The organism is Microcoleus sp. w1-18aA5, from assembly GCF_036701705.1.
GTDB lineage: Bacteria > Cyanobacteriota > Cyanobacteriia > Cyanobacteriales > Microcoleaceae > Microcoleus.
In genome coordinates this window covers 1-1,911 of sequence record NZ_JAUPTE010000164.1, presented here as the reverse complement: position 1 = coordinate 1,911, position 1,911 = coordinate 1, and the positions used below count along the sequence as shown (strand labels likewise).

Below are 1,911 nucleotides of genomic sequence, written 5' to 3'. Positions count from 1 at the left end.
ATGCAGTTCACGCTTCTGTTGACGCTCTACCTATTATCCTCTCTGGATAGCACTTTTACAAAACCGGGATGCTCCCGACGTGATATCCTTCCAGAGTAAGTTCAGATTCGATGAATTTTGCCAGTTTAGGGTCATCTTCAACAAGGAGAATGCGATCGCTCATAGCTGCGGATTCCAGACAGGTAAGGTGATAGTAAAAATACTACCTTCTCCCGGTTTAGAGCGGAGCGTAATACGTCCTTCCATGCCTTCGATCAGGCTTTTGGCGATCGCCAATCCCAGCCCTGTACCGTCTCTAGAGCGCGTCATTGACTCATCCACCCGGTAAAATCGCTCAAAAATCCGGTTTTGATGAGGGAGAGAAATACCAATGCCGCGATCACCCACGTGAATCATCACCTGCTGTTCCCTCTTTTCCAAGACTAACTCAACTGGTTGTTCGGGAGCAGAATACTTGATTGCATTATCGACTAAGTTAATTAACACTTGTTGTAAACGATCCTGATCCGCACAGGCTACAACATCCTCATCATTTGACACGAAAATAATTTTTCGATTGCTAACTTTTTGACTCATCTGGGCTACCTCAGCCACCAGAGTATTCAGTATCACCGGATTCAAACGAAAGTGCAAGTTGCCACTATCAGCCCGTGCCAAATCGAGCAAATCTTCTAACATCCGAATCGTGCGTTCAGTTTCCCCAACGGCTGTTTCCAGTGCTTGTTGCTGATAGTCACTTAAGTTAGTGCTGCGTCGCAGCAAACTTTGTAAATAACCAACTACAACCGTCAGAGGAGTGCGTAATTCGTGGGAAACATTACCGACAAATTGGCGTTGCTGCTCCCAAGAACTAGATAAGCGAAACAACATCTCATTAAAGGTTTGCGCTAGTCCTAAAATCTCATCAGGAGCCTGATGCAGTTGGAGTTTTGCCGCCTGCAAATTATCAGCAGACAAAGTGCTAGCTACCTGACTCATATGTTCCAAAGGATGGAGAGCATGACGAATGCGACTGGCGATCGCCAACATTAACACTAAGATTACCACAATACTGACAACAATTAGACTGCGAATCCCATCATTTAATTGACGTTGCTCATCCGTGATATCTTGAGAGAAATATACCGTACCCAGCGACTCATTTTTAATCCTCAGAGTGGTGCTACAGATCACCAAGTAGCGATCGCCCATCTGAACAAAAGTAGGCTCAGCAGGTACTTCCGTCAACGATATCATCTTCGTAATCTTAGAAGATTGCAGATCCATATCAGGTGAATTCACCAAAAGCATCCCATCATTTCGCTTCACCCACACCATGATTCCTCCTGTGGAAGCTTTATGGACGCTTCGGGTTAAGCCAATTTCTAGTGAACCCATTTCACTATAAAGCTCAACCTGTTCGGGAAAGCGTATTCCAATGTATTCCAGGGTTTTTTTATGGGCACCGACTAGATTTTGTGACCTTTGCCAGCCGGCCCAAAATGCCACACTGCTAAGTCCTAAAATCGAGAGTACCAGCAATTCTAGCGTCAGGCGAAACTGAAGCGAAGAGGTGGAAATTCGCTTGCCCGTGAGAGGGTTGATAGCGGCTATAACTTGGCGAATTAGCTTCATTATATCGTCAGGTAGTGAGGATAATTAAGCATCAAAATTATGGAAATCCAAACTATAGCAATCAAAAGCCGGAGTTGTGGTTCATGCCTCCGAACCCGTCCAGTCTCGAAGCCTGAACCACGCCTGAAAGTTGGTGCAGCCGCGATTGCAATCGCCCGATATATTTGATATTTGTTGATATTTGCTTTCATCAGGCTGCTATCTTAAAAGTTGTCCGCAGTCTGGGGGGGTGACAACCCACCTGAAACCCATAGCTAGTAAGGATTGAGCCAACTTGTGGTAAAAAAAGATAGGCAG

General features: G+C 45.3%; 1 protein-coding gene. It reads right to left on the bottom strand.

What is annotated here, in order from left to right; genetic code table 11:
* Positions 1–159 precede the first annotated feature (159 nt).
* Positions 160–1,614, bottom strand: a complete 1,455-nt coding sequence (locus Q5691_RS27475) for a HAMP domain-containing sensor histidine kinase (RefSeq protein WP_333348404.1) — start codon at positions 1,612–1,614, stop codon at positions 160–162.
* Positions 1,615–1,911: the final 297 nt, after the last annotated feature.

Bases quoted from the DNA above. Each gene is read 5' to 3' on its own strand.
- Q5691_RS27475 (WP_333348404.1), bottom strand. From the start codon at position 1,614: ATGAAGCTAATTCGCCAAGTTATAGCCGCTATCAACCCTCTCACGGGC.